The organism is Escherichia sp. HH41S (assembly GCF_009820115.1).
Classification (GTDB): Bacteria; Pseudomonadota; Gammaproteobacteria; order Enterobacterales; family Enterobacteriaceae; genus Escherichia; species Escherichia coli_F.
Window position 1 is genome coordinate 1 of sequence record NZ_VNXE01000064.1, and the last position, 22102, is coordinate 22102.

General features: G+C 57.0%; 33 protein-coding genes. All 33 read right to left on the minus strand.

Annotated features, from left to right (window positions below; genetic code table 11):
* The coding region (locus tag FQZ95_RS12000; RefSeq protein ID WP_237427987.1) for a prophage tail fiber N-terminal domain-containing protein at nt 1–590 on the minus strand (590 nt) is incomplete at its 3' end.
* Nucleotides 577–1122, minus strand: a complete 546-nt coding sequence (locus FQZ95_RS12005; RefSeq protein ID WP_160530217.1) for a tail fiber assembly protein — start codon at nt 1120–1122, stop codon at nt 577–579. The genes FQZ95_RS12000 and FQZ95_RS12005, both read right to left, overlap by 14 nt.
* A gap of 2 nt (nt 1123–1124) precedes the next feature.
* Nucleotides 1125–1898 carry a phage tail protein gene (locus FQZ95_RS12010; RefSeq protein ID WP_160530218.1) on the minus strand — a complete coding sequence of 258 codons (774 nt, stop codon included), beginning with the start codon at nt 1896–1898 and terminating at the stop codon, nt 1125–1127.
* 3 nt (nt 1899–1901) lie between these two features.
* Entirely contained in the window at nt 1902–2486 is a 585-nt protein-coding gene (locus FQZ95_RS12015) for a YmfQ family protein (protein ID WP_109955421.1), read from the minus strand.
* A complete protein-coding gene (locus tag FQZ95_RS12020) occupies nt 2471–3547 on the minus strand; it encodes a baseplate J/gp47 family protein (protein ID WP_160530219.1) in 1077 nt (358 codons plus the stop codon). Before FQZ95_RS12020 ends, FQZ95_RS12015 begins: the two co-directional genes overlap by 16 nt.
* Entirely contained in the window at nt 3537–3989 is a 453-nt protein-coding gene (locus tag FQZ95_RS12025) for a phage GP46 family protein (RefSeq protein ID WP_095628565.1), read from the minus strand. The genes FQZ95_RS12020 and FQZ95_RS12025 overlap by 11 nt, the downstream gene beginning before the upstream one ends.
* Nucleotides 3986–4522 (minus strand): phage baseplate assembly protein V, encoded by a 537-nt coding sequence (locus tag FQZ95_RS12030; RefSeq protein ID WP_160530220.1) that lies wholly within the window; start codon nt 4520–4522, stop codon nt 3986–3988. The genes FQZ95_RS12025 and FQZ95_RS12030 overlap by 4 nt, the downstream gene beginning before the upstream one ends.
* On the minus strand, nt 4513–5583 hold the full coding sequence (locus tag FQZ95_RS12035) for a phage baseplate assembly protein (protein ID WP_160530221.1): 1071 nt from the start codon (nt 5581–5583) through the stop codon (nt 4513–4515). Before FQZ95_RS12035 ends, FQZ95_RS12030 begins: the two co-directional genes overlap by 10 nt.
* Nucleotides 5583–6857 (minus strand): DNA circularization protein, encoded by a 1275-nt coding sequence (locus FQZ95_RS12040; protein ID WP_160530222.1) that lies wholly within the window; start codon nt 6855–6857, stop codon nt 5583–5585. Before FQZ95_RS12040 ends, FQZ95_RS12035 begins: the two co-directional genes overlap by 1 nt.
* Nucleotides 6857–8650 carry a phage tail protein gene (locus FQZ95_RS12045; protein ID WP_160530223.1) on the minus strand — a complete coding sequence of 598 codons (1794 nt, stop codon included), beginning with the start codon at nt 8648–8650 and terminating at the stop codon, nt 6857–6859. The genes FQZ95_RS12040 and FQZ95_RS12045 overlap by 1 nt, the downstream gene beginning before the upstream one ends.
* The gene (locus tag FQZ95_RS26135) at nt 8637–8774 is read right to left on the minus strand and encodes a hypothetical protein (RefSeq protein ID WP_001127483.1); all 138 of its coding nucleotides are present in this window, start codon (nt 8772–8774) and stop codon (nt 8637–8639) included. Before FQZ95_RS26135 ends, FQZ95_RS12045 begins: the two co-directional genes overlap by 14 nt.
* Complete coding sequence (locus FQZ95_RS12050) at nt 8737–9132, minus strand: phage tail assembly protein (protein WP_160530224.1); 396 nt, start codon at nt 9130–9132, stop codon at nt 8737–8739. The genes FQZ95_RS26135 and FQZ95_RS12050 overlap by 38 nt, the downstream gene beginning before the upstream one ends.
* A 1-nt stretch (nt 9133) precedes the next feature.
* Nucleotides 9134–9490: a phage tail tube protein gene (locus FQZ95_RS12055; protein WP_001062748.1), complete on the minus strand. Its 357-nt coding sequence runs from the start codon at nt 9488–9490 to the stop codon at nt 9134–9136.
* A 9-nt stretch (nt 9491–9499) separates the two neighbouring features.
* A complete protein-coding gene (locus FQZ95_RS12060) occupies nt 9500–10975 on the minus strand; it encodes a phage tail sheath subtilisin-like domain-containing protein (protein WP_160530225.1) in 1476 nt (491 codons plus the stop codon).
* A complete protein-coding gene (locus tag FQZ95_RS12065; RefSeq protein ID WP_024195697.1) occupies nt 10975–11160 on the minus strand; it encodes a DUF2635 domain-containing protein in 186 nt (61 codons plus the stop codon). Before FQZ95_RS12065 ends, FQZ95_RS12060 begins: the two co-directional genes overlap by 1 nt.
* Nucleotides 11141–11752 carry a hypothetical protein gene (locus FQZ95_RS12070; protein ID WP_047084872.1) on the minus strand — a complete coding sequence of 204 codons (612 nt, stop codon included), beginning with the start codon at nt 11750–11752 and terminating at the stop codon, nt 11141–11143. The genes FQZ95_RS12065 and FQZ95_RS12070 overlap by 20 nt, the downstream gene beginning before the upstream one ends.
* Nucleotides 11749–12291, minus strand: a complete 543-nt coding sequence (locus FQZ95_RS12075) for a phage virion morphogenesis protein (RefSeq protein WP_160530226.1) — start codon at nt 12289–12291, stop codon at nt 11749–11751. The genes FQZ95_RS12070 and FQZ95_RS12075 overlap by 4 nt, the downstream gene beginning before the upstream one ends.
* Nucleotides 12291–12728: a gp436 family protein gene (locus FQZ95_RS12080; protein WP_160530227.1), complete on the minus strand. Its 438-nt coding sequence runs from the start codon at nt 12726–12728 to the stop codon at nt 12291–12293. The genes FQZ95_RS12075 and FQZ95_RS12080 overlap by 1 nt, the downstream gene beginning before the upstream one ends.
* The gene (locus FQZ95_RS12085; protein WP_063103529.1) at nt 12728–13039 is read right to left on the minus strand and encodes a hypothetical protein; all 312 of its coding nucleotides are present in this window, start codon (nt 13037–13039) and stop codon (nt 12728–12730) included. Before FQZ95_RS12085 ends, FQZ95_RS12080 begins: the two co-directional genes overlap by 1 nt.
* An 81-nt stretch (nt 13040–13120) precedes the next feature.
* Nucleotides 13121–14023 carry a Mu-like prophage major head subunit gpT family protein gene (locus tag FQZ95_RS12090; RefSeq protein WP_097333577.1) on the minus strand — a complete coding sequence of 301 codons (903 nt, stop codon included), beginning with the start codon at nt 14021–14023 and terminating at the stop codon, nt 13121–13123.
* Nucleotides 14023–14985, minus strand: a complete 963-nt coding sequence (locus tag FQZ95_RS12095) for a phage protease (RefSeq protein WP_160530228.1) — start codon at nt 14983–14985, stop codon at nt 14023–14025. The genes FQZ95_RS12090 and FQZ95_RS12095 overlap by 1 nt, the downstream gene beginning before the upstream one ends.
* A gap of 213 nt (nt 14986–15198) precedes the next feature.
* Entirely contained in the window at nt 15199–15963 is a 765-nt protein-coding gene (locus tag FQZ95_RS12100; RefSeq protein ID WP_160530229.1) for a phage head morphogenesis protein, read from the minus strand.
* A complete protein-coding gene (locus FQZ95_RS12105; protein WP_160530230.1) occupies nt 15956–17527 on the minus strand; it encodes a phage portal protein family protein in 1572 nt (523 codons plus the stop codon). The genes FQZ95_RS12100 and FQZ95_RS12105 overlap by 8 nt, the downstream gene beginning before the upstream one ends.
* A complete protein-coding gene (locus tag FQZ95_RS12110) occupies nt 17524–19059 on the minus strand; it encodes a terminase large subunit domain-containing protein (protein ID WP_202384133.1) in 1536 nt (511 codons plus the stop codon). The genes FQZ95_RS12105 and FQZ95_RS12110 overlap by 4 nt, the downstream gene beginning before the upstream one ends.
* Nucleotides 19056–19637 (minus strand): DUF3486 family protein, encoded by a 582-nt coding sequence (locus FQZ95_RS12115; protein ID WP_160530231.1) that lies wholly within the window; start codon nt 19635–19637, stop codon nt 19056–19058. The genes FQZ95_RS12110 and FQZ95_RS12115 overlap by 4 nt, the downstream gene beginning before the upstream one ends.
* Nucleotides 19627–19785: a hypothetical protein gene (locus FQZ95_RS26140; RefSeq protein WP_001080358.1), complete on the minus strand. Its 159-nt coding sequence runs from the start codon at nt 19783–19785 to the stop codon at nt 19627–19629. Before FQZ95_RS26140 ends, FQZ95_RS12115 begins: the two co-directional genes overlap by 11 nt.
* A complete protein-coding gene (locus FQZ95_RS12120) occupies nt 19775–20074 on the minus strand; it encodes a hypothetical protein (protein WP_160530232.1) in 300 nt (99 codons plus the stop codon). Before FQZ95_RS12120 ends, FQZ95_RS26140 begins: the two co-directional genes overlap by 11 nt.
* A gap of 2 nt (nt 20075–20076) precedes the next feature.
* On the minus strand, nt 20077–20364 hold the full coding sequence (locus tag FQZ95_RS12125) for a VpaChn25_0724 family phage protein (RefSeq protein ID WP_024168521.1): 288 nt from the start codon (nt 20362–20364) through the stop codon (nt 20077–20079).
* A gap of 5 nt (nt 20365–20369) precedes the next feature.
* A complete protein-coding gene (locus tag FQZ95_RS12130) occupies nt 20370–20675 on the minus strand; it encodes a DUF2730 family protein (RefSeq protein ID WP_001397890.1) in 306 nt (101 codons plus the stop codon).
* Complete coding sequence (locus FQZ95_RS12135) at nt 20660–20887, minus strand: TraR/DksA family transcriptional regulator (RefSeq protein ID WP_053289381.1); 228 nt, start codon at nt 20885–20887, stop codon at nt 20660–20662. Before FQZ95_RS12135 ends, FQZ95_RS12130 begins: the two co-directional genes overlap by 16 nt.
* A complete protein-coding gene (locus FQZ95_RS12140; RefSeq protein ID WP_160530233.1) occupies nt 20884–21492 on the minus strand; it encodes a hypothetical protein in 609 nt (202 codons plus the stop codon). Before FQZ95_RS12140 ends, FQZ95_RS12135 begins: the two co-directional genes overlap by 4 nt.
* A complete protein-coding gene (locus FQZ95_RS12145) occupies nt 21480–21890 on the minus strand; it encodes a hypothetical protein (protein ID WP_063103520.1) in 411 nt (136 codons plus the stop codon). Before FQZ95_RS12145 ends, FQZ95_RS12140 begins: the two co-directional genes overlap by 13 nt.
* Nucleotides 21874–22101 carry a hypothetical protein gene (locus tag FQZ95_RS12150; protein ID WP_040088621.1) on the minus strand — a complete coding sequence of 76 codons (228 nt, stop codon included), beginning with the start codon at nt 22099–22101 and terminating at the stop codon, nt 21874–21876. The genes FQZ95_RS12145 and FQZ95_RS12150 overlap by 17 nt, the downstream gene beginning before the upstream one ends.
* Between the last annotated feature and the right edge of the window lies 1 nt (nt 22102).

Genomic DNA, 22102 nt, shown 5'->3' on the forward strand with positions numbered 1-22102 from the left:
CTGGCTTTTGCCTCACCGGTCAGCGTTGCGGCATCAGCAAGTTTATCGACCGCTTTCTGGACTATCTTATCGGCATCCTTGACGGCCTGCTCTGCGCGGGCGGCATTCTGGTTTGTTTCAGAGGCCAGCTTTTCAGCTTTCTGCACATTACCCGCAATTTCTTCTGCATCCTGCTGTATTTCCCCAGCGAGCGTTTCTGTATCCTGGCGGGCCTGTTCAGCAGCGGTGGCATGCTCTCCTGCTTTTTCTGCGCTTTGCTGCGCCTGTTGCGCCAGCTCTTCGAATTTCTTCAGGGCTTCCGGGCGCAGGTCAATATCGGTTGCGCCCAGAAAGTCATTCAGCGAACCGTCCGTTGAATCTTCATAAACGCGGATGACACCGATTTCTGAAAGGCGCTGTGTGCTCTGTGTCAGGCGAACGCTGTACACGCCCGGCAGAACGGGGAAGTCGTATTCCCCGTTCTGTGTGGTGACGTGACTGAAAACACTTTTCAGAATCCCTGCACGGTTGTGCAGGGAGGTCAGTGTAATGGTTGCGCCGCCCAGCGGTTCTCCCGTGGGCGTTTTAATCACACCTTTAAGCTGCGGCATCGGGACGCTCCGGCCAGTTGATGGCGTTATATGTGGCTTTATCAGTAATCGTGCTTAAATCCATCGCCTGTAATTCCTTTGCGTAAATGCGCCAGGCTTTCAGGTTTTCTTTATCTTCGTCGCTGATTAACCCCAGCAATAAATCCTTTTCCCACTCGCCGGTCATGATGCTGACCTGTTTTAACAGGGTGTCGCGCTCGTCTTCCGCTTTTAGTTTGTAGTCAAAAACAAATTCATCATTGCGGTAAAACCAGTAACCCGGCGCAGTGATGCGGCGGTTAGTAGTAATATCCGGTAGCTCAATGATGCTGACGTTGGTGGGTTCGATACCTGTCACATCCTTACCGACCCACACCACACGCCCTCTTTCGTTGTAGGCCACTTTTATAGTGTCACTGGCAAAGTTCTTCTGTTCTTCATACCAGTTTTTGCCGTCCTCCGAAAAAAGCCAGACAATACTATGCCGCTTTGTCATCTGATATTGCTCTGCCGTTTTCGGATTACCCGCAGTAATATTTTTTAAATGCAACATTGTTATACACTCGATGCGTTATACCAGGTGCCGTTAATTAATTTCTGAAGAGGTCTTGAATACAGTTTTAGTGCTGATGACGGGGCAACATCACCACCAACCACGACATACCCCGAAGGAACGGTAAAATCATCGTCATAGTGCCCGTCGACCCTCTGACTTCCCAGCCTGATATCCTGTACACCAGTAGCGGTGATGGTGATATCTTGGGTGCCATCAAAGGGCACATTATTAATTCTGCGGGCCGTCTGAAGGCGGGTTGCCGTTCCGGCGTTGCCGCTGATATTGCTGACAGTGATATCTGTAGACAGGGCCATGCCATTGACCCTGCGGGTATTCGGCACGGCACTGTTGGCTTTATTTACCGTGTCACGCAATGAAAGTGCGTCGATAATTTCACCGGCTGTGGTTTTACCCAGAATACCGCGCACAAAAGCACTGAGCGGCGTCAATGCCATTGTGTCTTTGCCGGTAAAATACGGGAACGTATTATTCTGACCGGTTAATCCGGCAATGGCACTGGCTGAACCACTGTTCGTAATAAACAGTTTTTTCAGCGCCGTCATAATCTGGTTGGTGGTATTTTTATCCGGTTTGATATTTGCCTGCCGGAGAATTTCCAGCAGTTCAGACTGAATAATATTAAACCAGTCCGGCCCCGGATAAGTGGGCGGAATACCATTCCCGCCTTCGGTGAAATAAAGCGTTGTTTTGCTTAATTCAACCGCGACAGGTGGCATTACCGGCACACCCGTCGGATTATCCACATGAAACATAAATTATTCTCCGGTGTAATAATATTCATATTCCGTGCCCGCCAGCCGGTAATGCTTCAGCAGGCATTCCAGCTCGCGGGTGCGTTCGCTGATTAATGGCGTCATAACGTCATCAATACAGGTAAACCGTCCGGCATCTTTATCCGGGACTTCTACTTTCAGCAGCCAGCGATACCGCGCCGGATGCAGCGGGTACATGCAGTCACGCAGACAGTGATGCGGCAGAACGGCCGTCACCTTAATGGTGAAGCCCAGCGCCGCCGCAGCGGCTTCAATCTGCCAGGTTGCCAGCCCGCCTTTGCGGCGGTATTTCTCCACCACGGCCCGGCGGCGGGCTTCCGTTGTGGTGGCGGCAATTCCGCATTCCGGTAGCGCCAGATATTGCTCCCACTCCGGCAGCAGCTGGAGCGTGGTTTCCGGTCGCATCTCCACATGCAGACGCGAGGCGTCGTATTCAGCGCGGGTTAAACGCTCTGCAAGCGCCCTTAAAAAGCGGTTTAAATCCGCGTCGTTATCACGCGGCCATGCCTTACCCCGTGGCATGACCTGTTGCAGTGCGGTCAGCCATTCCGTCACACTGTGAGCCATGTCACCTCCCCGATGGTGATAAGCTCATCCACATCACTGGTAGTGTCTTCCCCGATGTTCAGGAAGTAGTCCGCGATGCCGGACGTCATACCGATGGCCGTGCGCAGCGAGGACACCGGCAACATCTGACCGGGGGCCAGCGTTTTCTGTAATGCGGTCAGGTTTGCCCGGACGGCGTTCCTGTTCGCCTGGCTGTCCGGTGTCAGACGGATGGACAGGTCGAGCTTCTTCAGCCTGACCTGCACCGGCCAGACCTCGATGCCGCCCGGTTTACCCACCATCACGCCGGTGGCCGGGTGTTTGTGGCAGAACAGATACTGCTCCATTGTCTTCAGGTCTTCGCGGGTCGGCACAATGTCTTCACGGTCATCATAAAGCCATGCCAGCCCGACCGTGCCGGGGCCGTGCCACGCATCCCACGCCCACGCGCGGCTGACGCCCGGCACTTCACGCGCCCAGATGACGTAATCATGCAGTGCACCGCCCACCGGGGGATTGCGGCGCACATACAGCAGACGGTCCAGCAGCTCTGCGATGGATTCAATATCTGCGCCGCCGGTAATACCGCTATTCACCACTGCACCGGTGCTGCCCGTTCCGGGCAACGGGGACAGCAGGGTCAGAACCGAACCGGCAGCAAGATTGCCCGCCACACCGGCTTCTTCAGCCTGCACGATGACGGTGACCTCGCCGTCCTGTACCTCGCCGGATGTGAGCACCTGATACACCTGGTTCGTGTCGGACTGCATCCGGGTTTCTGCCGGAATGGGGGACTGACTGGTGAAGGTCACCGGCCCGCTGGCAAAGGTTGCCTGCTTGCGGATAACCCCTTCATACGTTGCTGTTTTGATAATGGTTTCATCATCAGACGCGGTGGACGGAATTATCTGGTCCTTAATCCAGCTCTGATGGTCGTATAAATCCCGGACCTGACTGCTGAACGACACGTTCAGCGCCTGCTCAACACTGACAGGCGGCAGCTTTTGCAGGCCGAGTTCATACGCAATATCTTTTTCGCCGTCGGCAATCAGTTTGCCCAGCGTGGGGATTTCATACGGCATTAATGGTGGCCTCCCATCGGCGGGTGATTTCGATTGTGAGCGTGGTTTTGTCCGGGCGGGTTAACACCACCTGAAAGGCAATACGGTCAGGGACGATGATTCTGGCCGTGACGGTGGCGTTACGGGCGTAACCGGCCCGCAGCAGCGGTTGCATGGACAGTCGCGCGTAATCCTCCACGCGCAGGCGGACATCTTCCGTCAGCTTTTCGCGCTCAAGCAGCCACAGGCGGGAACCCCACGAAAAATCGCTGTACGTGTCGCCCGGCCAGCCGCGCGGGTCGCCGGAGCCGTCAGGAATGACGTCATCGTCATCAGCACGGGCATCGGTGAAAAGGCAGATAAGAACCTGAGTGACCAGCCCCTCATCCCGTGAGAGGCCGTTATGGGTGACGGTGATGTCACCCCGTGAGAGAGTATTATTCCAGCGGATTCCGGTCGTCATACGGGCGGTGATGTCTTCTCATTGTCGCCGTCCTTATGAATGTGTTTGATGAAAGATTTACCGTTGATTATGGCATCTTCAGTAAATTCACAGGGACCGACGAATTTCATTTGTTTACCGATAATATTCAGCAATTCGTCGGCGGTGAGATTTACCGTTTTCCCTGAAACGTTTAATTGTTCTCCTGTGATTTGAATGACGCCGTTTTCCTTCAGGGTGATGTGTGATTTGCCGTCCTGGTGATACAGCCGGACATCGCCGGGGGACAGGTCTTTAGGGCGACATCGCTTGTCTTCCACCGCAATGGCAACCAGACCATCACGCCGTCCACCAACGGCCAGCACAATGGCTTCAGAACCTTCCGGCGGAACGGAAGTAAAACCGTAATTCTGGAAGCGTTCCACATCGTCATCAGTGGCGTCTGCCAGCGTCTGGATTTGCAGGTTCTGCCGCTCCAGACTGTCAGACACCATGCGGACAATGGCACGGTCAACCATCAGCCGCAAACGGCGGGCAATGGCGTTTAATCCCATGTGGCCACCGCCTTTGTTTTCTTCGTCTTCGCTTTCATTTCCGGCATATCCAGTGATTCAGGCGGAACCAGCGCCAGAACCGTCATCCGCCCCTGTGCGCCATCCGTCCAGGTCACCCCGGATATCAGCCAGGTGGTTTTCAGGTTCTGAATACTGTCGTCGATATCGACAAGGCGGTTGGTCTGCCACAGCGGGCCGCTGTCGCCCTGTTCGCGCCAGCCTGCCACCGTGATTTCCGTTGTGCGAGCCTCTCCAAGCATCCGGGCTTTGTACCATTCTCCGCGAATGCTGGCCCCGCCCACGGTCAGACTGTCTTCATTGACCAGAATGCGCGGGCGGTAACGGTTAATTTCCGGGTCTTCGATGATGTACTGGCGACCGCCCACCATCGAGGCAGGCTGGCTGTCCCACAGTTTGCCACCGGCACTGGTGGTGCCCTTGATGATGTACTGGCTGTTACGCTCCCGCCAGCTGAAGCGCCCACGGGCGGCGAGGATATTTTCTCCCAGCACCAGTGACACACCCGCGCGAACGGAAGATGCACGGGTGATAATCAGGTTACCCGCTCCGTCAGACGTCAGCAGAACGCCGCGCTGTTTTGCCAGCCGGTCGAGCAGTTCAAATCCCGTTTCACCCTGTTCCAGAACGACAGACGCAAACGCCTCTCCGGTCGGGGTTTCCGTGATGACGGTTATCCCGAACGGGCGGCAGACATCAGCCGCCACCTGTTCCAGCCGCACGCCTTTCCATTTCCCGGACGAATGCACCACAGAGCAGTCAACCAGGTCGCCGGTTTTGTCGCGCCCCATGACACGAATCTCCACGTTATCTGCGTCATAGCTGGGGATAAAATCATCGATATACCCCGTCAGCACGGTATCCGCGCCCAGCCTGACCGTGCAGGGTTGCCCCTCACGAATCACGCGCGGTGCCGCCGCTGACCAGCGGGTTGTCACACTGAGAACAAACTCACCGGCAATCGCCTTCAGGGAACGGCTGATGGACATTTCCGTCCAGCCTTCCCACAGTTTGCCGTCAACGGTAAGAATCACGGATTCCATCAGTCGGTAATCTCCACAGGTTGCGTTGGCAGTATGAATGACGGATGGCGCAGGCGGTTACGCTGCACGATTTCATCCCGTCGGCTTGTGTCACCATGTTCGCGCCATGCCAGCAATGCGGCAGATGTGGTTGTGGTCAGCGTCACCTGTCGGGTTTCCGGCAGACGGGCGGCACACTCGCGGGCATCCGTAATCACGGTCTGCCGTAAATCGCGCAGCGTTCGCCATAATGCCCGCTGGTTATTTTCCACCGCCGCCACCGCCTGCTCATGCAGTTCAGCCGCCAGCGTGTCACCGGCAGATAATGCCGCATCACTGGTATCGAACGTCATCGAGGCCACGGCATTTGCCTGTCCCAGCAGGGTTTCCAGCACAACCACCTGGCGGAAGTCATCAATGTTCTTTTGCAGGCTGTCAGATACCGGCTGATAACCCGGTGACAGACCGATGGCAAAGCCGATTTCGCCGTCTGCCACGCTGCCAGGCTTCACAGTGATATCTTCCGGCAATGCGCCGGTGGCAACCTGTCGGGCGCGTTCTCCGGCCCACTGGTTGCGTAATGTCGTGTAAACCGCCAGTGCTTCGGGGGGTTCCGTCACCAGATCAACCACGCCGTCGATGAACGAGGACAGCTCACTGACCAGACGCCCCGGCGTGGCAATGATGGTTCCGGCCATCTCCTTAAAATGGTTCAGCCTGTCCATCCACTGATTCAGTGCAGCCGGTAGTGTGGGCAGATTAGCCACAAGGTTCTCCATATCAGCCAGAAAGCTGTCGGCCATCTCACCCAGCCCGTCAAGTGCGCCGAACCAGTCGCCATCGTCAATGGCCGCTTTTACCGCATCAATACCCGTCAGCACTTCCTGCTGCGTGTTATCCGCCGCAGACGGGAACAGGCGCTCGCCTGCCTCAAACACTTCAAAGGTGACATACGCAATGCCGTCTTCCTCCGTGCTGAGGCGATGGGTGACCTTGCCAACCTGTACGGTCTGTATCCCGAACCACGGGTGGATAAGCTCGCCGGGGCCGGGGGTATTGAGCGCGTCTAAAAGGGCGTTTAAATCATCCTGGAAGTTTTTACCTGGCAGCTTTGCGTTAATCTGCTGTTGTCCCGGAACGGCCCCGTTATCATCCGTCCAGGCGGTTTCGCGCCGGGGATACGCACGGGGAATGGCACGACGGCCACCGGTGCCTTCCGTATCCACCAGAAAGAAGGGGACACCGCGAAACGAGGCATCGCGCAGCCCGTCCCATTTGCCTTTGCTCGTTGTCATTACCCTTGCTCCACGCTGGTGACGCCAGCCTGCGCACTGAGTCTGACGCCGGGTTGATCCACTCTGACGCTTTTCACGCGGGCGTCACCTTCCACCACCACACGGATTTCCCCCTGCAACTGCTGCGGAACGAATGGTGCGTTCTGCGTGGATTGCAGAACATCCCAGGGCGACGGCGCGGCGATGTTCTTTTTCTCCAGAGAGTTAAACCAGTTCTTGATATCCGTCCATACCGTCGGGCGGTTGTTGTTTTCCTGAACCCGTGCGATTAGCGCATCAGCTTCCTCTTTGTTCTTTGGGAAAGCCGAGAGCACCATGTCAAGGAGATTAAATCCTGATGCCGTTTGTGGTGTAACCAGCGCTGGCGTCTTTGGCCCACGTGGGTTGCGGGAGTTGCGGGGATTGCGCGATGAATCCGGCGCATCCGGCAGACCTCCGGTATTACCATTCATCCCGCCACTGCCCATATTAACCACATAAACCGGCATCACACCGGAGCCGAAAACATCTGTAATGCCACTGGGTATCCCTTTGCCTTTCCCTTTGGGATTCATGATGTCGTGGATGGTTTTACCGAACTGATACGTCTTTCTGATGGCGATAATGCCACCCAGCGCAATCGCTATATATTTACCCACCTGCAACCAGTTCTGGACGGTATCCTGGTCCACGCTGTTGAGCGCATCCGCCAGGTCCTGAACGGGCTTTGCCAGTTGCCCTTCAGCAAAACGTTGCCATTCGTTATTCAGTGATTGCATGGCAGCATTAAAGCCTTCGGCATTGGTCTGTGCGGCCTTTTGCGTGGACCCCAGCTCAATCGTGCCGTAAATCATTTTCTCCAGCAGTTCCCGGTTTTCAGGGTTAAGCAGCGCCTTAATCCCCTGCATCCCGGTCTGATCAAACACATCCTGAAGTTTCAGCGGGTCGTATTTGGCCCGTTTAAGGATTTCCATCATCAGTTCATAGGGCTTTTTGATGTCTTTTGTGCCTTTGACAAAAACATCAACGCCGTTTTTTTTCAGGAACTCGATGTTCTTTTTGTCCGACAGGGAGGCATACATGGCCTGAATACTGGTTACCGTCTCATCAATGCTGCCTTTGTTTTTGGCGAACACCTGAGCAAATGCCCCCATCTGGGCAATGGCTTCCGGTCCCTGATCCTGAATGATGGAAAACAGTTTCGGGGCAGCGCGGGCAACATCGGCAACGCTGACAGACCCCACTGCGAACTGCGAATACAGCCTGTCCATCATGTTATTGACCGCATCAGCGCCCCGGACGTTTTTTTCCCAGAACTGGGCCATCAGTCCGGCTGCAACCTGTCCGTCAACACCGAACGCCTGCATCATCAACCCCATGTTGCGGAGGTTGTCCACCACATACTGATAATCACCGGTTTTCCCCAGAAGTTCGCTGGCCCCCTGACCAAGCGCAGAAGCATCAATACGAATATCTTTCTGGTTCGATACATCCCTGATTTTGTCGTGAAGCGTCTTTACCTGTTCAGTGGTTAACTGGGCATCCGTACCCATCCGGCGCATCTGCGCATCAAAATCGGCAACCTGTTTGATGGTAAGGCTACTGCCAAGCCCGGCTATCATTGCCGTGTAGCGGTTACCCAGCGTATCAAGGCCGCGTCCTGCGGCCTCCGTTGTGGCTTTGACAAGGCGCATGGCCTTCTGATGATTCCGGGCGAACTGCGACATATTTGCGCCGTACTGCCGGGCTTTGGCGGTCAGGTTCCCGGCAAGGTTGATCATGATTTCCGTGCTGAGACGGTTACCTGTTGCCATGCTGTTTCTCCAGTTGCTTTATCAGGCGGAACAGCTGCCGCAGGGGCAGCTGTTCCAGGTACTGAATGCTGAATCGCTGGGACAGGTTAACCAGCAGGTTCATCAGTGCCGCCGCCAGCGGCATCAGTTCGCCCCCGCGTTGCCACCTCCTCAAGCATTTCATCCAGCGCAGCAGCTTTGGTGCTGATAAGCTCAAGGTCTGTCGGGTGGAGCATTCGCAGCTGTTTCATGTCCAGCGGGCCGGGAATGCTGCCGATGGCCGCAACCTGACGGCGCATCATCTCCAGCCCCATCAGCACTTCAGAGCAGTAGGCCACCGCCTTTCCGTTCTCGCCCAGTACCACGCGTTCTGCGGCCAGTTGCGCATCAATCACGTCACTGGCGGTCAGCTCGCGCAGTTTCACGGTTTTATGCAGGGTTTCATCTGCCGTGCCTTTGCCGGTCAGAAGCCCGTGTTTCAGTTCAAATTCCATTTCAGCCATGTCACACCTTCACGCATTTTTCACCGATAAAGTTGGCACTGATGGTGCCGGAATCCTCGTCCAGCTCTGCCGGATTATCCGTGGCGGAACCCGTCATCATGTAGTTCAGGCCGTTGTCGCCGTAGAACATCACCGTGACATCTTCCCAGCTGCTGATTTCAATCACGTCCATATCCGCTGCCGCCGCAATGGTCACCTTGATGGACGGCGAGGCCATCTTGCTGGAGATGCCCCAGACCTTGCCGCCGCCCATATGCTGGGTGCGACTGAAGCCGCCCGGATTCAGCGTGGATTTCCCCTCGGTTTTAATTTCGCGGCCATTCACGCGAATGGTCGCCATGCCAAGAATTTTTGCCATGCGGCCCCCTTAAAGTTTGAACTGAATCAGGCCTGCCAGCACACGCAGCTGGTTCACCAGATTCGGGTGGCAGATAAAGTTCAGGCGGTTTTTATCGCTGCTGTCGCGTGTCACCTGAAGCGTGTCCTTGTAATCGCTGAAGTTCTCCACAAGGCCCGCAGGAATAAGTTCGGTCTGGCAGATATCCAGCAGCTCTGCGGTGCACAGCTTCGGCGTCATCACCGGCTGCCCCGCATCCAGTGAGTCCAGCACGTCATCATCTGCCAGCTTGTGGCGCGGATAACGGTTCGTGAAACGGTTTTTGATGATGTAACGGATACGGCCCAGCGTGGCGGGGGACTGCACATCTAGGTACGACACATCCGCATCACCGTACTGGTTAACCCGGTACATGGTGATTTCACGCTCGATGCAGACGTTATCCCCGGCGTCCACCATGTGCGTGGCAATGCCGTCATGCAGCAGCAGGTTACGTTCCGGCATATCCCAGCGAACATTACGCGCAGACGGTAGAATGCCGGTCAGGACCAGCGTCTGAAGCGGACGCGCCGGGTCAATGGCAAGGTGATACGCTGCCGTTGCGCCGTATGACGCGGCCCACATCCACGCCGGATGCGGTGACAGGTTGGTGCCGATACAGCTAATCAGCCAGTCATTGCGGGTTTCACCAAACGTGCCGGTTTCCCCGTGCGTGCCACGAAACGCCGTCCACAGCTGCGCCTCCATCATTTTGAGCGGCCCCCAGCGGTTCAGCAGTTCATCACGCAGGGTGTTCAGGCTTTTCGTGTCGGTGAACGGGGCGATGATATCGGTAAACCACTCCGGGCCGATGGCCGCAACGGCATCCGCCATTTCCGGTGTCCCGGTGCCGCCGGTAAACGCAGTAGCGGTCACCTTCACACCTGCCGGGAAGGCTTCACCGGTGTAGTAGTTCAGGCGAACGTCGGCACCGTTGCCGGTGACGCCGTGCCAGTTCACGGTCAGCTCCACGGTATCCGTGGCATCATCCTTCACCGCAGCGGCCACCTGCGTGGCAGGCTTTTTCGTCACCGCATCAGCAATGGCTTTTGCAATGTTTTCCTTCGTAGCCCCGGCGCTCACGCTCACCTGAACGGACACACCGTTAATCAGCAGTGCCACCGTTCCGGCTTCAGTCGCTGTCCCCAGCACGGTCAGCGTGGCTTTTGCGGCAGCGCCTTCAGGCGCGGCAACCGGCATTGCCCAGGTTTCCGTGTACGTGTTGGCACGGCGCAGCATTTTGAGCATTTCAGCCAGCATCGACCCTTTGCCATAAAGCTGGTCTGCCTGGCTGTCACTGGTGATGCGGGTCAGTGACAGGGCGTCTGCGCTGCCGGACGATACCGCATGGCCCATGACCAGAATTTTTCGGCTTTGCGCGGATGCACCATCCAGCGCCTGTGAATTGTCGATATCGATCCAGACAAGCGGGACGCGGATATCATCAGGAATTGAACCCAGCGACATTATTTTTTCCCTCTGGTTTTGTTGCTATTTTTCGGAAGCGCGGTTATTTCCACATCTCCCTCGGCTTCACGGCGCAGCCAGTAAGCGCAGACGTCGAGACGTTCCCCTTCCGGGGATAAATGCGCGCCATCCGGTTTACGGACACGGACGTTTTCCCGCGCTGGCTTAATCAGTTTCTGTTCCATCGTCACCCCGTACATGGATCACGTCGTTAATTTCAGTGTGTTCACCGCTACGCAGCGTTGCCCCGAGGCGCAGGAAGTCCGGGAGCGCGGCGAGATCAATCTCTTCATCCAGCCGAAATTCCTGCTCCCACGTCACCGCCCACATGGTGACACCCAGCCCGTCGAGGCTGGCGGAGTAAATGTTGTCTGCCCGCACATCAGCAGCCAGGCGTTCAGCCCCCATGCCCGCTGTGGCATCCGACGACAGCAGACGTTTGATCACCTTTCCGGCCAGCACTTCACAGCGCACGTCGCGGGAGTACCCCCACGAATCCGTCGCCATGATGTAAGCCACCCAGGTAACCAGACCGGACAGCCCGCCGCGCGGGTTGATATCCCGGACACGCAGGGCAGCTACCCGGATACAGCCGGTACGACCGGACAGATAGCGCTTCACTTCTTCCGGGCTGTTGAACTGGCCGATGTGACGCTCCACCACGTCGGCCCGGTCAGGGGTTTTCCCCTGAAGTGCTGTTTTCAGCCAGGCCACAATGCGCTCTGCGGCCGCAACGGTGCTCCCCGGTGTGCGCAGTTCAGGGCGTTGTTCTGTCATGGCAGAACCTCCTTCCAGAAATGACTGATAACCTGTTGCAGCTCCTGCTGATTGGCAGAAGACAGCCCCAGAAATTCACGTTGCGGAATGTTCATCATGCGGTTATGTGCGCCGACGGTCTGCCAGACCGGATATTTCAGCGCCCGCCCGAAACACTGCGAGATAAGCCGTTTGTGGGCGCTGACCGGCACACTGCCGGAAAAGCCGTCATTCATGATGCGGGCATAATCCAGCGGTGAACCGATACGCACCACGCGGTTTTCCACGATGTACTGGATACTCTCCAGCAGATGGCCTTCACCGCGCAGCAGACTCTGGTTGCCGTGGCGGGTCTTTTTGTACCCGTCAGACCAGTCCGGCCAGCGTTCGCCGCCCGGACTGCTTTTCTCATCGATGATGCGGCGGCGGGTCTGTGATTCCACCACCGCACCGATGCTTTCCAGCAGCTCTGCCTGCAATGAACCATCTGTCAGCTTTTCAACGGCGCGGCGGATATCCTCCAGACGCTGGTCACCGCTGACCTGTACAGAAATCCCCATCACAGCACCCCTTTCAGGTTGTTACGGGTGAACAGCCGGGCATTGGCACCCACCACAATGATCTTCCCGTGGTCGGTTTCTGCCGGGGTGGCATACGTCGGCAGACCCAGGTCACGGGTGCCGTTCGCCATCTCACGCAGGGTTTTAATGGCGTCGTCGTAGCGTTTCTGGATCAGCTCTGTGATTTGATTGTCACGCTCTGACAACCAGTAAAACGCCAGCGATGCCGCCACGCGTTGCAGCGGGCGCGGGATTTCCGTCACTCCCAGCGGCAGCTGGTAGCGGCGGGACAGAAACGAATCAATTTCTGCTTCGGCATCACTGATGGCCTGACGGATTTTGTCTTCATCCAGTTCGTTGGTTTCCCGGTTAATCGCCATGTTCCAGACAAGATTGCCGTCCGCGCGTAACAGGTCTTCCTGCGTGATATACCCCATCAGCCTTTCTCCGTTTCCCGGACAATCAGATTCGGCTCTGCCATCAGGCGGGTGGCAACCGCAGCGGTCACCGCCACATCCTCACCGGCATGTGACCAGAAACGGCCACAGCGCCAGAACCCGTTTTCAGACACGGCCCGGACGTTCAGCCGGACAGGGGCGTCACCCTGTACAGTAACCGGGTCTTCAGCCGGACGTGGTTCATTCGCCTGACCGTCAGCCACAATAACGTCTGCCAGCGGTGCCGGGTTTTCCTGTGCTGCGCTGTTCTTTGCGGCTTTCGCGCCTTTGGTTCCTGCTTTTTCACTCATGACTCTGCCTTTTAAAAGGCAGTTAAAAGGGCATTCACAGCGCCTTTTAACTGCGGGTTACAACAGATTACGGATGACGGGTTATGCAGGGGTGGTGATGAACGGACTGACCACGATGTCCACATCCTTGTACCAGATGTTGGAATCGCCGCCGTTAACCAGCATGGCGTCAATGATGCGCTTCGCCGCCGCGCGGTTTTTCGGTCCCACCACAAGGGTGGTCGGGCGGATGCCCAGCGGTTCACCGTTGGTGCCTTTCATACCCAGCAGCAGATTGCTGGCCTTCTCGTAGTTCTCCGCTGTCAGTGCCGCACGGGAACCGACGGCGGTCTGCCAGAAGCCGAAGCCCGCATTACAGCGACCGTCCACTCCGTACAGGAACTCGTTATTCTTGAAGGTGTGCTCGCTGTTCAGATCATCCAGGGCTTCAAACTTAAAGGCGCGTCGCGTCTGCCAGATGATGGGTTTCAGTACCTGAGAATCATCAATCAGGAACCACGGTTCGCCCTTGTCTGATGCCGGGGTGCCGACAACGTTGCTGTAGGTGCCGTCGCCCAGCGGGTGGTCTTCATCAAAGAAGTTCTGACCGTCAAAACACAGGGTGTTAAACCCGGCACACAGCAGGGGGTAACACAGCTTGTCCGGGAACTCCGATGTCTGGCGGCCATAGCGTTCAGCGATAATGCTGTACTGACCAATCTGATCGTCTTCAATGTGTTCGCGTTTAACGCGGATCGAACTTTCCCAGGTTTTGTTCGCCAGGGTGTAACCATAACCGTCCAGCGTTGCCATCTGACGGGCGCTGACCCATTCCTTAATCTCCGGTAAATCTTTCATCCAGCCGTAGGTATTGGAGGCGGACGAACTCGGGATTTCAGAGGCGATGCGCTGCCACTGTGGGGTGACACCACTCAGACCACGGGTATAAGCGGCGCTCAGGCAGGTGGTCAGCGCGTGAAGGACTTCGGAAGTGACTGCTCCCATCAGTTATTCTCCTGTTTCGGTTTAGCGGCGAGGAACTCTTCCCCGGTAATACCCATGCTGCGGCACATCGCCAGTTCGGCGTCGGTCAGTGTCTGCGCGGGTTTATCCTTGCCCTGGCTGGGCTTGTCGTTGTTCACCAGCGGCTGTGCACCTTTGGTGTACTCCGCAAACTGTTTGCGGCCTTCTTCCGTACGGCAGGTGGCAAGGAACATGTCACGGTTTGCCGGGGCCACTTTTCCGGCTTCGATGGCCGCATCCACAAGCGCTTCTGCTTCCTTCTCTTCCAGTTGCTGAAGGCGTTGTTCTGCGGTTTCGGCACGGTTCAGTGCCAGATTGTGGGTTTCCACCGGTACAAACTTCGTCAGGTCAGGTGTCTGTGCGCGGTTCAGCGCCACCTGTTCGTTCTCCTGAAGTTGTTTAATGGCGGCCACGGTATCGTCTACCGTGGCAGATTCAGCCAGCCCAAGCAGGCCGGTGATTTGCTCAGGTACTGTCATCGGGTTTTTCTCCGTATTCAGTGCAGGAAAATCCAGGTTAGGTTTGTTGGTCAGCCCGACGCTGGACAGGCGCGTCACCACACCGTCTGCGTCAAAGAAAAACGCCGGGCTGTAATAGCGGTAACGGCGTTCGCTCAGCATCCACCGGGCGTACTCGCTCCAGACAACACGGCCTTCAATGGTGCCGCTGTCCGTCACGCGCAGTTCTTCCACCCAGCCATACGCCGGGGCTTCATCACCGCGTTGCCCTTTAATTTCGGTGGCGTGTTCAATGTCCACCGGAATTTTGATGTCGGACGAACGGGCGACCACCTCATGCGGATTACGGTTAATCCACGTCCGGCCATCGCGCCCGGTGAACTCACCCGCAGGAACGAGTTCAAGCCATTCCGGCAGTTGAGCGGGTGTCAGCTCAGGGATGGGTTCTGGCAGGGAAAAACACAGCGCCAGCAGTTCCGGTTGCATGTCAGTCTCCGTCGTTTGGGGTTACCGACGGTCAGTATGCGGAAGGCAGAAAAAAAGCCGGATTTACCGGCTTCACTGAAAACGGGGAAATACCCCCTTCAAAACCCCTTCAAAAACGCCACAGCATCTTCAAAAACGTCAGAATGCACATTCACGCCATCAGAATAAAAAACGCGTTTCTGATGCGTTTCAGGGGGATTTACGGCGGGAGGGTTACTCACTGTCAAAACGGGCCTGTTTTGTCGCCAGCTGGCGCGCCAGCTCCTGCTCACGGTTTATGCCGGGATTGTAGTTCCAGCCCGGATCAATTCCTTCCGGCACATCTTCCTCTTCGCCCGTGCGTTTGTTCACCCAGCGAACAGTTCTGATTTCCGGCGCTTCGGTGTGAATGGTGCCCTGTGCCACCAGTTGCGCATACTCACCACGGCTGACCTGACGGATGGTGCATTTGCAGCCCCAGCCGTTAGGGGCAAAATGTGTCTGCCAGAACGGATGATCTACCGGCAGACACAGACGCGCCCATTTCACATGCTCCGCCCGGTGCTCGCGGGATGGCCCCAGCTCATAAATCAGATACGGCATGGCCCGCTTTGTCCGCTGAATGCGTTCCCACTGGCCCGCCGCGCGGGCGGTGCGCATGTTGGTATCGTAAATCGTGCGGAGGCGGCGGTCGCTGCCCAGCTGTACGGTGCGCCTTTCGCCCGTCAGCGGATCATCCATCTCCTGTACGCCCCACCATCCGCGTTTTATCAGCAGCGGTTGCAGCGCCTCCCGGAACTCGCTGAACGTCTGCCCGCTTTGCAGGGCGTCTTCCACAAGGGCTTTCACATCCGACAACAAATCCAGTTGCAGCATTTTTGCCACGGTGAAGCTGTTCCGGTGCTCTTCCCGCCACACATCCCGGTAATCAAAACCGGGGCGCAGCTTCTTCGCCTTCAGCCACGCCAGCGCCTCTTTCGGGATGAGAGTTTCACGCATGACCGGTGTCCCCCAGCGCTCGCGCCTTAAAGCACACCTCCGCCAGTTGCAGGGCAAAGTCGTCCGCGTTCAGCGTTTCCTGAAGCTCAGGCAGGCGTTTCAGAAAGTCATCAAAACTGTCGCATTCCTGCGCCAGTGTCAGCACCGGGTTCGTGAACGCCTCGCCGGTTTTCTGCCAGTCACGCAGGGCATCATCCACCATCTGTGCCAGTTCATCGGAGTGTTCCCGGTTCAGGGCGACGCGCTCGCGGTTCATCGCCACATCACCTGACATTCCGGCAGACACCGGATGCAGAACATCAGCCCCGTCGTCCGGTTCAGCCAGGCCGAACCGGTCCCGCAGCTCCGATTCCTGAACCCGCATCCCCCGGTCAATCAGCGGCACCAGAGCATCTGTCAGCGCCTTCAGATCTTCCGCTTCACTGATACGCAGAACAACACGGGGATAGTGTTCCTGTGGCCCGTAGTTGGCCTCGATGTAGGGCCGCACCAGATATTCATTCAGCGTGTTAGCCAGCTGCCGCGCGTCCCAGCGCACAATGTCCATGCGCACCTGATTGTGCACGTCCGCCTGTGAGCGCGAACTGCCGTTATCCGTGGTCATGGTCTGCCCCAGCACAGCCTTACTGATTTGCGCATCGCACCATTCCGCCATTTCACGGAACAGTGCGCCGCCGTTATTCCTGCTGGCGGTTTCCTTCATCTCCAGTTGCATGGACTGCGGAATGGCACACCCGGCATCCGAGGCAATGGAGGCAATCGCATCAATCAGCACGCGGATTTGCTCCTCCGTGGCGTTGGGACCGTATTTCCCCACCGTAACCGGAATGCCGAATTTTTCCGCAAATGCCCACCAGTCGCGCACGGTAAAGGATTTCAGCATGTACATCACCGCCACCAGACGGGCCAGACCGTTACGCAGCGGCAGACCGGATTTCAGACGCGGCTGGTGAACAATGAATTTTCCCGGTGTCAGCGGTACGCCATCCACCGGTTCATCGTCCGTCAGCAGACGAAACTGGCGCAGCGTGGGTTTTTCGGCTTTCAGAAAACGGGGATCAACCCACTCATAATCACGGGGCATCCAGTGGTTGTTGCGGGTGTCCCACAGGATTTCACAGACCGCCACGCCTTTTCCCAGCCCGTCGAGCAAATCAAACATCAGCTCAGGGATTTGCGGGGCTTCCATCAGCGCACGGATAGCATCCGCCAGCTGTACATCGGCATCGTCGTCACTGGCAGCCACCACCACCGGTTCGATACCCGCCACCGTCAGCTTGCGGGTGCGCAGTACCGAGGCGTAATGCAAATCGCGTTCTTCCATCTCTTCGGCAAGGATAAAAAAATCACGCGTGATGCCATCGGCGGCATTGCGCAGAATGCCTGCCAGCCTGCCGGGATTCAGCCCGGAAGCAATGCTGATGCCCGGCGAGGCCGAACGCACGCCAGCTTGACGCGGACGGGCCTGTATTTCATCGAGCGTCTCTTTTTTGAGACTGTCTTCCTCACCGGTTGCCGGGTTCAGCAGACGGCGAACGGCCCCGGCCAGTTGTTTCAGGTTCACAGTAAACCTCCCTCATTTTTCAGGCCGCGCGTCAGCTTCATCTGGCGGCGCGCGTTGCGTTCTTCCGGTTTCGCCGGGCGGTTCAGGCGGTGCAGTTCGTAACGGTGGCAGTCATCTTTACTGGCAAGGAAGCCCAGGAAAATGGCCACAGCGGCGTCGCCGTGACGTTTGTGACCGTCGCTGCCTCTGGTTCGTGAATCATCAATGCCGGGAACGCCACGCAGTAACTGAATGGCCCCGAGGTCATTGATCACGTCTTCATGCTTCGGAAGGATCAGCTCATCATCTTCAAACGCCGCACGGAAACGGGGCATGTTTTCGCGGTAGAACGCCACGGACAGCATCACCTGTTCCACTTCGTCGCCGTACCGCTCCGCCGCCTGTTCTGCCAGATACTGACCATTCCCCCGCGCATCCATTTTGATGCCGTCACGACGGGGCAGACGATCGCAAAGCCAGAACAGCACCTGCTCCTGCTGTTTAAACGGCACATTGCCAAGCTCAACCAGGAACGGCACCTCGCGGGTGGTGTCATCGTTCACCGTCACCGGGGCCAGTACGGTCAGGTCACCCGAACGCGCAAAGTCTTCCCCCAGACAGTGGCGCAGGTTCTTCGGGAGTTTTTCCAGTTCAGGGCGCACCACTGTTTCCAGCCATTCCCGGATATCTGCCCGGCGCTGGCTTTCCGTCAGTGCGTTAAATTCCGGTGTGCCGGTAAAGCGCAACACTTTCCCGGTGCCACGGGCCGCACGTTCACGCAGTGAGCGGGGGATATACGTGCCGCCGCCGTTTTTCGGGACGCAGTAATATTCTTCCAGTGCGTCTTCGCGGGTGGCGGTATTTCGCAGCAGACCTTCTTTCCATTCCGCTTCGGCTTCCGGTGACCACACCATGCCGCGCACCTGACAGATACGCCGGTACAGCCCGTCATTGCAGGCGTCATCCAGCGTGATGGTGTGAATGCTGTAATCTTTTTTGCCCGCGCGGCTTTCCTGAATCAGCTGGTTAAACAGGTTGTCCACGCCGTCATGGGTGGAAATAAGGCGAATTTTGCCGCCCCATGTTTTCAGCGGCAGCACCGCCTTCAGCAGCTCGTCCAGTTTTTCATGGAACGCGGCCTCGTCGATGGTGACATTCCCCTGCATCCCGCGAATGTTGCTCGGGTTGCTGGACAGTGCCTTGACCTTAAAACCGCTGGCGAAGTACACGACGAACGTCAGAATGTCCTTGTCTTCGTCGGTGATCACTTCCTCGCAGATTTCTTCCGCTGCCGCATTAAACGCCTTCGCCCACATCGCCACGGCGTCGATAAATTCGCGGGCCATCTCCTTATTCGAACCGATATAAAAGTGATCGCGCCCGCCGTCTTCCTTCTTCAGTGATGCCGTCAGTGCTGCATCCGCCGCTTCCGCCCAGGTTAAACCGGTACGGCGGGATTTCTCGGCAATTTTCAGGTCGCCATCATCCGCCACCCAGCGTTTCTGATACGGCAGCAGAACATCAGATTCACTGAACGTGTCCATCTGTGTCATGCGCTAATCCCCAGAATTTCACGTTTGATGGTGTCAGCCGCACCGCCTGACAGACCGCCCGTTCTGACCAGTTCTTCGGTTTTCTCTGCCATCTCCTGCACAAACGCATCACGGATCGCTTTCTCGCGTTTATGGCTGGTCATGGCTGCCGCTTCCAGACGCTGGGCAACCAGCGCCAGTTGCCCCAGCGCCTTCGGTGCAACGGGCTTGTCGTCTTCTGCCATCGACATGGACGTTTCAAAAGCCAGCGTTTTTACAAACTCCATCAGCAGTTTGCCGACGTCTGACGTCGGCGCGGAACCCAGCTTTGCCGCCCAGACTTCGGCCATTTCGCGGGAGGCACGGATTTTTGCCCCGACTTTTTCCATGCGGATGGCATAGCGGTTTAAGCCCGTCCGGCTTAACTGCATCTCTTCCGGCAGGTTGTGTTCGTCAATCAGGGCGTTGATGGCTTCGCGGATTTCTTCCTGCGTGTGCCGCTTTTCCCGCAGCATCTGATGCAACTGCTCCCGGATGCTGTCCGGGAGTAAATCCACTTTGGAAAGACGGCCACGGGTGGGGCGTTGTTCATTTTCCATGTGTGCCCTCCTGTTGCTCACTACGCTGTAAACTTTCGTATGCAGATTTCAGTGCGCCGCTCTGGATTTCCCGCCATGTCAGGTTGTGCGCCAGACGGCGGAGTTCATCACGGGACGCTTTACTTATCGGATTCTTTTTACGGTTCACGACGGCCCCCGTCTTCAGTTCCCGGTGTTTTCAGACCGGCGTATATTTCTTCGCGAACGGAGCGGATATCCTTACCCAGCAGCTTCCACAGCCGCGCACATGCCGGTGATGAACGCAGGGCACGTTTCATGGGGGTATCCGGTGCATCCGGGCTCCAGGGCTTTCCGGTCTGTTGTTCGTATGCACGGACAATGGCGTTTTGCTCAATATCCGCGAGCACAAGACAGTACGCCAGCTGCCGCACGACGGCCCGTTCTCCGCGACTTAACGGCTTCAGTTTTCGGGCCATGCTCAGTCCCTCGCACGGGGTTTTTTAACGCCCGGAACGCTGGACAGGCCGTTTGCCACATCCTCACCGCTGCCGGTGATTTCAGCCACGTAACAGCCGCCCACATCAGACAGACGAACCAGCCCCTGCTCGCGCAGCCATGCAAGCTGGGTGCGCACCACATCACGGGATACCTTATGACCGTAGGCCTGAAGGCAGGTCTGCAACACGGATTCATTCGCGCTGTCGCCACAGTCCAGCAGGGAACGCAGCAACACAAGACGACGGTCTTCAGTGAGGATCTCTTTCATCGCCATTATTTTTTTTCCTTTAACTCGTTCTCTAATAACAAATCGCTGATGCGGGATACCTGGCGGATGGATGGCCCCAGCTCTTTGATTTCTCCCCGCAGGTTGCTGATATCCAGTTGCAGGCGGTGGAACTCATCACGGTCGGGTAAATGGTGTACCTGGCTTTCCATCACCGACATGCGGGAACGGAGTGAATCAAACTCTTCGCGTTTGACGTAGGTTTTCGCCAGAATCAGCTGAAGCAGGTTTATTCCTGTCATCAGCAATGCCCACAGAATGGGCCAGTTGGCTCTGATCATTTCCCAGGACACGATTTCCTCCTGTGTTCCCGTATCTGCTGACAGTCAATACAGGTCACCACATCCGGCAGCGCCGCAAGGCGCTGTGCCGGAATAACGTTCCCGCAGTCATTGCAGAAGCCCCGGCTGTGGGGCGCTTCTTTTGTCCGCGTCTGCCAGGCTTTAACGACGCTCTGACGTTCGTTCAGAACCACTTCACTGATGCGGTCGATTTCGTCGGTCATTTCAGCCCCGCAGAAATTTTGTCCTTGCTTGACTTGCTGTAACGGGCAAAGCCGTCAAGAGTTCGCACGCCGAGATAGCCCAGCGCCGGGGTAAGTAACATCAGCGTGATATCCCAGTCCGGTGACGGCATATGCAGCGTGATACCTCTGGCACCGGCAATGGCTCCGGCAATCTGGCCGCAGGAAAGCAACAGCACATAGGCCAGACTGCTGTAACAGGAAAGGCGGGCCAGCAGCGGGCGCGTCTGGCGCACATAGCTGTCCGTGGCGTTGTCACCATTGCGGATGGTTTCCTGCTGTTCGTGGTGTGCGGCCTGCTGGTCAGCCAGCACCAGCTTCTGCCGTTCCACCTCCAGCTGTTGCAGCTGAATTTTCAGGGTTTCCAGCTGCATCAGTTGCTCCGGTGACAGCATCACCAGTTTTTGTTCCAGAATGCGTTGCTGTTCAGCCACCGGCAGGCTTTCCCGGACGCTTTCCACCATACCGGCCACCGAGTCAGCGGCGGCAGATGTGCTGCCACCAAACCAGCGCCCGACGGAACGAATCAGCCCCGGCCCGGCTTTCAGCAGGACAGAAGCGATGCCTGAAAGGGTTAACGGATCCATGAATCCCCCTTATGAAAACGGCGCTGATGTTTATAAAGTGCCGCGCAAAAGATACCGCCCAGCCAGAACGCCAGCTGATAAGGCTCCTTCAGATAAAGAATGCCGAATGTCAGCATGAAAAAACCAACGGCCCAGACCACCCATGACCACACGACAATTCGAAGGGAGGCCGCCCGGAAGCGCCTTTTGGGTTGCAGGCGATAAGGCACGTTACCCAGCTGGAAACTGTGAATCAGGCAGAGTGTCGCGCCGTATGCCAGCACCATGACCGCAAACGCCCGCCATCCGGCAAAACAGCTCGCCAGAAAAAGCACTGCCGACAGCCCCAGAAACGACCACTGGCACAACATAAAGCGGGAGTAAATAACGCGAACAAAAAGACTATTCATTCTGTGCATTGAGTTTTTCCTTGTACTTCTGGCACTGCCAGAAAATGTCCCGTGTATCCACGGAGTTCCAGCCACGCATGTAGTAGCTGGCGTGTGTGCCGTCATGACCGGTATAGTCCAGCGGTTTCGGGGGCGGACCTCCGGCCATGCGGTGCAGAACCTCCTGACGCAGGCGGTCACGCCGCCCGGCTTTCAGTGAGGCATCCCAGCCTTTGCCCATA

What these genes read in the sequence shown, in the direction of transcription:
- FQZ95_RS12005 (WP_160530217.1), bottom strand. Translation starts at nt 1,122, where the DNA reads ATGTTGCATTTAAAAAATATTACTGCGGGTAATCCGAAAACGGCAGAG.
- FQZ95_RS12010 (WP_160530218.1), bottom strand. Translation starts at nt 1,898, where the DNA reads ATGTTTCATGTGGATAATCCGACGGGTGTGCCGGTAATGCCACCTGTC.
- FQZ95_RS12015 (WP_109955421.1), bottom strand. Translation starts at nt 2,486, where the DNA reads ATGGCTCACAGTGTGACGGAATGGCTGACCGCACTGCAACAGGTCATG.
- FQZ95_RS12020 (WP_160530219.1), bottom strand. Translation starts at nt 3,547, where the DNA reads ATGCCGTATGAAATCCCCACGCTGGGCAAACTGATTGCCGACGGCGAA.
- FQZ95_RS12025 (WP_095628565.1), bottom strand. Translation starts at nt 3,989, where the DNA reads ATGACGACCGGAATCCGCTGGAATAATACTCTCTCACGGGGTGACATC.
- FQZ95_RS12030 (WP_160530220.1), bottom strand. Translation starts at nt 4,522, where the DNA reads ATGGGATTAAACGCCATTGCCCGCCGTTTGCGGCTGATGGTTGACCGT.
- FQZ95_RS12035 (WP_160530221.1), bottom strand. Translation starts at nt 5,583, where the DNA reads ATGGAATCCGTGATTCTTACCGTTGACGGCAAACTGTGGGAAGGCTGG.
- FQZ95_RS12040 (WP_160530222.1), bottom strand. Translation starts at nt 6,857, where the DNA reads ATGACAACGAGCAAAGGCAAATGGGACGGGCTGCGCGATGCCTCGTTT.
- FQZ95_RS12045 (WP_160530223.1), bottom strand. Translation starts at nt 8,650, where the DNA reads ATGGCAACAGGTAACCGTCTCAGCACGGAAATCATGATCAACCTTGCC.
- FQZ95_RS26135 (WP_001127483.1), bottom strand. Translation starts at nt 8,774, where the DNA reads ATGCCGCTGGCGGCGGCACTGATGAACCTGCTGGTTAACCTGTCCCAG.
- FQZ95_RS12050 (WP_160530224.1), bottom strand. Translation starts at nt 9,132, where the DNA reads ATGGCTGAAATGGAATTTGAACTGAAACACGGGCTTCTGACCGGCAAA.
- FQZ95_RS12055 (WP_001062748.1), bottom strand. Translation starts at nt 9,490, where the DNA reads ATGGCAAAAATTCTTGGCATGGCGACCATTCGCGTGAATGGCCGCGAA.
- FQZ95_RS12060 (WP_160530225.1), bottom strand. Translation starts at nt 10,975, where the DNA reads ATGTCGCTGGGTTCAATTCCTGATGATATCCGCGTCCCGCTTGTCTGG.
- FQZ95_RS12065 (WP_024195697.1), bottom strand. Translation starts at nt 11,160, where the DNA reads ATGGAACAGAAACTGATTAAGCCAGCGCGGGAAAACGTCCGTGTCCGT.
- FQZ95_RS12070 (WP_047084872.1), bottom strand. Translation starts at nt 11,752, where the DNA reads ATGACAGAACAACGCCCTGAACTGCGCACACCGGGGAGCACCGTTGCG.
- FQZ95_RS12075 (WP_160530226.1), bottom strand. Translation starts at nt 12,291, where the DNA reads ATGGGGATTTCTGTACAGGTCAGCGGTGACCAGCGTCTGGAGGATATC.
- FQZ95_RS12080 (WP_160530227.1), bottom strand. Translation starts at nt 12,728, where the DNA reads ATGGGGTATATCACGCAGGAAGACCTGTTACGCGCGGACGGCAATCTT.
- FQZ95_RS12085 (WP_063103529.1), bottom strand. Translation starts at nt 13,039, where the DNA reads ATGAGTGAAAAAGCAGGAACCAAAGGCGCGAAAGCCGCAAAGAACAGC.
- FQZ95_RS12090 (WP_097333577.1), bottom strand. Translation starts at nt 14,023, where the DNA reads ATGGGAGCAGTCACTTCCGAAGTCCTTCACGCGCTGACCACCTGCCTG.
- FQZ95_RS12095 (WP_160530228.1), bottom strand. Translation starts at nt 14,985, where the DNA reads ATGCAACCGGAACTGCTGGCGCTGTGTTTTTCCCTGCCAGAACCCATC.
- FQZ95_RS12100 (WP_160530229.1), bottom strand. Translation starts at nt 15,963, where the DNA reads ATGCGTGAAACTCTCATCCCGAAAGAGGCGCTGGCGTGGCTGAAGGCG.
- FQZ95_RS12110 (WP_202384133.1), bottom strand. Translation starts at nt 19,059, where the DNA reads ATGACACAGATGGACACGTTCAGTGAATCTGATGTTCTGCTGCCGTAT.
- FQZ95_RS12115 (WP_160530231.1), bottom strand. Translation starts at nt 19,637, where the DNA reads ATGGAAAATGAACAACGCCCCACCCGTGGCCGTCTTTCCAAAGTGGAT.
- FQZ95_RS12120 (WP_160530232.1), bottom strand. Translation starts at nt 20,074, where the DNA reads ATGGCCCGAAAACTGAAGCCGTTAAGTCGCGGAGAACGGGCCGTCGTG.
- FQZ95_RS12125 (WP_024168521.1), bottom strand. Translation starts at nt 20,364, where the DNA reads ATGAAAGAGATCCTCACTGAAGACCGTCGTCTTGTGTTGCTGCGTTCC.
- FQZ95_RS12135 (WP_053289381.1), bottom strand. Translation starts at nt 20,887, where the DNA reads ATGACCGACGAAATCGACCGCATCAGTGAAGTGGTTCTGAACGAACGT.
- FQZ95_RS12140 (WP_160530233.1), bottom strand. Translation starts at nt 21,492, where the DNA reads ATGGATCCGTTAACCCTTTCAGGCATCGCTTCTGTCCTGCTGAAAGCC.
- FQZ95_RS12145 (WP_063103520.1), bottom strand. Translation starts at nt 21,890, where the DNA reads ATGCACAGAATGAATAGTCTTTTTGTTCGCGTTATTTACTCCCGCTTT.
- FQZ95_RS12150 (WP_040088621.1), bottom strand. Translation starts at nt 22,101, where the DNA reads ATGGGCAAAGGCTGGGATGCCTCACTGAAAGCCGGGCGGCGTGACCGC.